Here is a 6,104-nt window from a genome sequence, read left to right on the forward strand (position 1 = left end):
TCAATTACCCCAACCTGCACCGGCCACCTCACCCCCTTTACAGTCGCGTGAAATCGTCAAGCCCTAATCGCCGTCGCTGGCCTTCAGCATAGGCCAAGGCGAAGGATTCAATCTCGAATGATCGGGATAATTCTTGGTCTTCCTCGACCACCCGGACGAACCATTCGCCGCAGGCTTCGACCACTTCAACACAGGGGCAAATTTTGCCGTTTAGCGTCACGTCATCATCCATCGCAGCACTCCCTTTAGACGCAATGGTAAACGTCAATTTTTATGACCGCCGCCAATCGGCTTTCAATTAAAAAAGATATACCGAACGTGGCTGCGCCATGATTGGTAAAACCCGTACCCAAGCGGGCGGACGTCGGTGGGCCTGTTAGGTCCGGCGGGCATGGGTGCGTTGCTCCTGTACGCTCTTACAGATCTCATCCAATTTGAGATCGGTTTATCCAGGCAGCGGATGGGCTGCATAACGATTGGATTTGGCCACTGCAGACCTTAGCCCAACAAGCCGGCCTCTTGATGAACGATCGCGTCAAGGATCACCTCGTAGACGCTTCCAAACTCTTCCTCGATCTCGACGCTGCCGATGCCGATCGCCTTGGCGTCGGCAAATAGCTTCTGGCTCAATTCAGCGACTGAGATGATGTCGGCGGCGACGGTCTCGGGGACATTGTTGGAAATCCATTTGTGCAGGAAGTTGACGGCGCGTGTGCTCATTAGGCCCGGCCGTGGTGGTGAACTACGGCGTCGAGGATCGCTTCATAGACGCTACCCGTGCCGGTCTCTTCCACGATTTCTGCGCCTTCAATCCCCTGCTTTTCCGCATCTGGGCGGATATTGCCTGGCTGCGTTCGCTGACAACCCTGCCACTTATCCTGAAGGGCATACTCGATCCTGACGACGCCGAGCAGGCGATCGGAACCGGTGCCGATGCCATCGTCGTCTCGAACCACGGTTCGCGTAACCTCGACACCCTGCCGGCGACCATCGACGCCCTGCCTGCCATCGCGGAGCGGGTGGCCGGGCGGATTCCCATCATCCTCGACGGCGGAAAGCGATTTCCCTGGGGGCAAGCGCAGTCATGATTGGCCGCCCCTATGTCTACGCACTGGCGACGGCTGGCGCTGAGGGCGTAGCCCATTGTGTCAGCCTGCTTCACCGGGACTTCGCGGCGGCGATGGCGCTAACCGGCCGGGCGCGCATCGGCGAGATCGACCGGTCGGTAATCTGGTGAAGCCCGAACCTATTCCTCGGTGATTCATTCGAGATGAATCTCAACAGACCCTAACCTGAAACGAAAAAAGCCCGCCGGCGCGAGCCAGCGGGCGCATTGGTCTGGAGTAGCCAGGAGCCATCCTGGTAAAAATAACGAGGCGGATGGGCTTTGGTTGCCGAGGGTGCAGAAAGCCCGGGCCCTTGCGGAGAACGCGGGCCGATCGGAGGCCCGATCTTCAACAGCCACCGGAGGGCGATGTGTCTGTTGCGGATGAGAGAACATTAGCCGCCATTAATGTTCCGGCGCTGGCCACAGAAAGCCCGCTGCCAGCGATGGCACAGGCTCAAGCGCTCAATGCTGGGCGGGGGGCGGCGGGGAAACGCAAACCGAGTGAACGACTAGCGCTTCTGCCGAGACACCAGTTCCGAAAAGACCGCCTCTCTATGCGACCGACCTTGCAGATGAAGTCTAACTCGTGCCGCGGCACCGCCACGCGAGTCGCCCGTCCTAGACGAAACCTCGCCCTCTCGTCTGATGCTGGTTTACCAACCATGATGTTTGCCAGCCGCTCTCTTGCTCACGAAAGATCGCTCATCGAAAAACATAGGAGTGTGACCCGCGCCGGCCCACAGTGCCGCCAGCGCGGGCTATTCGAGTTACTGACCAATAACGATCCGCTGTTTGTCGCGATTCTGGGCGTACGTGCCCTTGTCATAAGCAGTCTGCGCTTCAAGCTGGGCTTTGGTAAAATTGGTGTAGAGATACCGGTTTCCGTCCTTGTCGGACAGGAACTTCAATTTCTCCAAACCTACGGCCACCTCTTTTTCGCCCATGCCGAGGAACCCGCCGACGTCAACGACTACGGCATCCACCTTCTTGTCGTCGCCTAGGACCACGTCTCCAATCTCTCCGACTTTTGCATCATCTGCACCGTAGACGGTGGTGCCGATGAAATCCTTGGTGCTGATTTTGTCCATCGGCATCTCGGTCAGGGAAGACTTGTCGATGGCGGCGGTGGCCGTCTGGTCGGTAGTGGCTGCCGCCGGTTCGTTGTTTGCAGCGGTAGCGGCGACATCGTTGGTGTTCGTTGCCGATGCGGTGTCGTAGGCCTTCAAGTCAAAATCGGCCTGCGCCTCAAGGTCTCCCTTGGTGGTCTTTGCGACCAACCAGCGGTCACCCTTCTTCTCGACCCATTCGGCCTTGCTGAAATCATAGGCGACGTTCTTTTCGCCTATACCCAAAAACCCGCCTACGCCGATGATGATATACTTGGCGTTGCCATCTTTGGAGAGCACGATGTCTTTTACATCGCCGATCTTCTGGGCATTGTCTGCGGCGCTGTCATAGACGTCAGCACCGATGATCTTGGTGACGAGGCTGCCGTCAGCCACGGACGCCGGCGCTGCAGTCTGAGTAGCGCTGGCAGGTTTGGTAGCGTCTTCGGCTATGGCGCCGGTGACCCACAGTCCAGACGTCAGAAGCGTAGCCATTGCTGTGGTAGCCAAAAGTTTGCGGATCATGATACGTTTCCTTGTGCGTTACGTTGATGCACGCCGCGTTCGGCTTAACCATTGCAAGGGTGGCTGAACGCGGCATCTTTGCCACGTCACAACGGGCCGTATGATCCGAAGTTCCAGAGGAATGTTGTGTTTCGGCTGGATGGCCCGAACAAGTTTTGGCACAGCAACCCCACGCGACAGCGGAGTTTCTGTCGCCTACAAAACGCCTCCGGCAACATCCCTTCGATTGATCAGCCGCAATAGCGCGTTTTTTCAAGGACGGACGGCACCTTGCTGCGGAACCTAGTTGGCTTATGAAACGTTCCTCCGCCGAACCAATTGCGGTTCGAGCAAAGGGGAAAATATGGAGAATCCTGGCGTCGGTTGGATCGCTGCCATCATCATCGGCGGTATCGCCGGATGGCTCGCCGAGATGTTTATGAAAAGCAACATGGGCCTGCTCATGAACATCGTATTGGGGATTGTGGGCGCCATTGTTGCCAACCTCCTCCTTGGGCTGCTTGGCATATCGTTGGCTGGCTGGCTCGGCTATCTGGTCGCCGGCTTCATTGGCGCGTGTATTTTGATTGCAGTGGCCCGACTAATTAAACGCTGAGCAGCGAACTTCTGTTACCTCACTCAAGCTGAACCCTCGGATTGACGAGGGTTCAGTAGCCAATCGCTTCGGCAGCCCCCCGGAATGGCAGTTGGCATCATCGGATCGAAAAACTCAGTGGCGCATTTATTCTCCGGCTAATAACGGCCTCAGGAGAGAACTAATGAAAGAACACTTCTCATATTGAGCTTGCTCATCCCGCTCGGGGCATGCTCTCGCACCGAACAAGGCCAGCAATAGGAGCTGCAGTGGCCGGCGATCCGGTGCAAGGGGCTGTTGTTGGCGGTGCAGTCGGCGCATAGCCAGTGCGGTGATCGGGCACGCCAGCGAGGCCGGCCAATGCAGGTATCGCGATCGTCATGGCCGCGTTTACATTGCACGGTGCCCGGACGGCTATTGATTTCGACGCGTGATCTCTTGCAGATCACACGTCTTCCCAAGGCAAGGATAATTGTATGGTCTCTAGGGCGAAAAGACTGCTTGGTTTTTGGCTGGTCCTCGTCAGCGCTGTCGCGACAAGTGTCGAACTTTCGCCCTCGCTTTCGGCCGCACCTATGGAAGCGCAGACGATTGCCGATCACTTCTCATCGGTAAAATCCATGTCCGGGGACTTCGTTCAGTCCGGCCCGAAGGCGGAAAAGTCTAGCGGCAGGTTTTTTCTACAACGCCCGGGAAAGATCAGATTCAACTATGCCGGCCAATCAGGGCTCAGCGTAATTGCCGATGGCAAATCGCTGGTCGTTCATAACAAGAAGCTTAAGACATCGCGGCTTTATTCGCTCTCGAAGACACCGCTCAAGGTGCTACTCGACAATAAGGTCGACTTCTCTGGCAGCCGCCTCAAAAGCATCAGAGAACAAGGCGATCTCGTAATTATTAAGCTAGCTGACAAGTCAGCCTTCGGCAATTCAAATATTTCTATGATGTTCGACAGGAAAACGCTCGATTTACGCAAATGGAGCCTTACCGACGAGAAAGGACTGACCACAACGGTTACTATTTTCAACGTGAAGCAGGGCGTTCGCGTTGCTGGGGGAACCTTCACTATCGATTACGCGGCAAACCGGGAGTACAACACCACTAAGCCGCGTTGAAGCCGTAGTTTTGAATCGCTGGCGCAATATGAGTTCTTGGCAGATCGCGTCCGTAGGTGGTGGATCTGTGGCTTCGAAGCGACCGCGGAAAGCGCCATGACCTTGCGCTCCGGGTTCCAGATGGATGGGCTGTTTACGGTTTCAGCAGCCTTCCGCCCTCAGGGATCGCACCATACGCACCACAACCGGGTCGTACTGGATTTTTTCGTCGCTGCTGTAATTGATGGTAAAGAGTGCGGCACGGTCGTTGCAGACCGCAATGGCGCGGACATATCGGATCTGTTCGTCCTTGATACCCGAGAAGCTGGCCCATCTAGGCATGACGCGCCTATAGGTCAGCTTCCAGCCGTCCTTTTCATCCTCGACCATGCGGTGCTCGATCTCGGCGCGAAAACTGTGCTTGCCGAGCCTTGTGCCCCACACGGTAAGAAGGGCATCGTTTTCGCCCCGAAATTCCGCGCCCTGGTCCGAACGCTGCGTCAGGACAAAGCCAGGGGGAACATTGAATATAAAGCCAAACTGCCTGACGCCGAAAGGCTGCCACGCTTGCGCTTGGAGAAGCGTGCTGCAAAATAAAATCGAAACGAGGCTCAACAGAAAACGTGCCATTGGCATTAGATTAGCGTTGCGTCACATACCGTCCAGACCGGACAAGATTGGCGACAAAGAAAAAGTCGCAGACGACTTGTCGCTGATGTCAGCCTCGTGCCCGAAAGAAGCGGCCCGCTGCCGGGAGCAGCGGCGCGAGCCGGCCTATACCTCGCCAGCAGGCGAACCATCTCTCCGTTTTCCGGTTAGGCCCGGCGGCCGAACCCCGCCCCCAGCAGCCCCGGCCGCTGGGCCGCTGGAAGCAGCTATCGGCAATTCAGTCGGTTCAGTGCTTGAAGGGCAAATTCCAGGGGTCATATAAGGCAGGCAATGAGATGGATGACGCGACAGGGGCCATCTCGATTTCAGAATCACTGACATAGTTTCGGCCCGAAATAGCAATCTGACCGTCAAGTCGCCGAGCTTCTCGCGCTTCACAAGCGTGGGCTTTTGGTAGCCCTTTTTCATTTGCGACGTCCCTGCTTTTGTTTGAAAGCCCGCCACCCATTTCGGTGCGGCGGGCCTTCAGCCGAAGCTCTTGGTTCAGTCGTAGACTTTGATGACCGTACGGGTGTCCGGATCCACGACGACTGTGCGGTTGTCGATCACAGTGTACCGGTATTTCACATTGGGAACTTCATGAAGCTCGACCGTATCGGGGAGAGCCGTTCCGATGTTGAGCTCCACACCAGGAAGCTTCACTGACGCCAGAGGCTGTTTCTTCACATATTCCCTAATGACCGTTTCCTGTTCCGGTTGGATGACCACAGTGTCGGCTGCGGCCGCACCAATGCCGGCAACCAGCAAAAACCCTGCAGCAGCTGCGGTAAGATGCATTCTCATAGTTTTCTCCTGTGTTGGGCTGTGAGCCAAAACTTGGGCTGGTTACGTCAGCAAGAGGCCAGCCAAAAGGACGGTAAGGGCAAGCGAAGCGGGGACAGCAAGAAGCCATCCAGCCTCCATAACGCTGTTATCTCGATCGTCCATTTCCTTGCTCCTCATGCCGACTTCACTGGTGCACAACGAGGCCACAATGGGTTCGTTCCCCCGATGGGCCATGGTCCGATAGGGCGCCGGACCGAAGTCCA

At 56.6% G+C, this 6,104-nt stretch carries 7 protein-coding genes and 3 pseudogenes; 4 read left to right on the plus strand and 6 right to left on the minus strand.

Going from position 1 to position 6,104, the window contains the following annotated elements:
* Positions 1 to 37: 37 nt before the first annotated feature.
* Both AC04SI_RS22520 and AC04SI_RS22525 read right to left on the minus strand, forming a co-directional pair.
* Positions 38 to 232, minus strand: a complete 195-nt coding sequence (locus AC04SI_RS22520) for a hypothetical protein (protein WP_488474925.1) — start codon at positions 230 to 232, stop codon at positions 38 to 40.
* Positions 233 to 498: 266 nt separating this feature from the next.
* Positions 499 to 720, minus strand: coding sequence for a DUF768 domain-containing protein (locus tag AC04SI_RS22525; protein WP_488474926.1), 222 nt, complete (start codon positions 718 to 720; stop codon positions 499 to 501).
* A gap of 17 nt (positions 721 to 737) precedes the next feature.
* Between AC04SI_RS22525 and AC04SI_RS22530 the strand changes: the two are divergent.
* Positions 738 to 1,237, plus strand: a pseudogene (locus AC04SI_RS22530) (alpha-hydroxy-acid oxidizing protein).
* Positions 1,238 to 1,875: 638 nt separating this feature from the next.
* Here AC04SI_RS22530 and AC04SI_RS22535 read toward each other — a convergent pair.
* On the minus strand, positions 1,876 to 2,739 hold the full coding sequence (locus AC04SI_RS22535; protein WP_192177460.1) for a PRC-barrel domain-containing protein: 864 nt from the start codon (positions 2,737 to 2,739) through the stop codon (positions 1,876 to 1,878).
* 343 nt (positions 2,740 to 3,082) lie between these two features.
* Here AC04SI_RS22535 and AC04SI_RS22540 point away from each other — a divergent pair, with 343 nt between their 5' ends.
* The 3 genes and pseudogenes from AC04SI_RS22540 (at position 3,083) to AC04SI_RS22550 (ending at position 4,428) form a co-directional block, all read left to right on the plus strand.
* Positions 3,083 to 3,334 carry a GlsB/YeaQ/YmgE family stress response membrane protein gene (locus tag AC04SI_RS22540; protein ID WP_192177488.1) on the plus strand — a complete coding sequence of 84 codons (252 nt, stop codon included), beginning with the start codon at positions 3,083 to 3,085 and terminating at the stop codon, positions 3,332 to 3,334.
* 180 nt (positions 3,335 to 3,514) lie between these two features.
* Positions 3,515 to 3,734, plus strand: a pseudogene (locus tag AC04SI_RS22545) (hypothetical protein).
* Between the two features lie 55 nt (positions 3,735 to 3,789).
* On the plus strand, positions 3,790 to 4,428 hold the full coding sequence (locus AC04SI_RS22550; RefSeq protein ID WP_192177459.1) for an outer-membrane lipoprotein carrier protein LolA: 639 nt from the start codon (positions 3,790 to 3,792) through the stop codon (positions 4,426 to 4,428).
* A gap of 141 nt (positions 4,429 to 4,569) precedes the next feature.
* Here AC04SI_RS22550 and AC04SI_RS22555 read toward each other — a convergent pair whose 3' ends face one another.
* From AC04SI_RS22555 to AC04SI_RS22565, 3 genes and pseudogenes are all read right to left on the minus strand, one after another.
* Positions 4,570 to 5,037, minus strand: coding sequence for a hypothetical protein (locus AC04SI_RS22555; protein ID WP_488474927.1), 468 nt, complete (start codon positions 5,035 to 5,037; stop codon positions 4,570 to 4,572).
* 522 nt (positions 5,038 to 5,559) lie between these two features.
* On the minus strand, positions 5,560 to 5,859 hold the full coding sequence (locus AC04SI_RS22560) for a DUF1236 domain-containing protein (RefSeq protein WP_488474928.1): 300 nt from the start codon (positions 5,857 to 5,859) through the stop codon (positions 5,560 to 5,562).
* Positions 5,860 to 5,901: 42 nt separating this feature from the next.
* Positions 5,902 to 6,104: pseudogene (locus AC04SI_RS22565) on the minus strand (hypothetical protein); the annotation flags it as partial.

It is taken from the genome of Mesorhizobium sp. CNPSo 4689 (assembly GCF_057784325.1).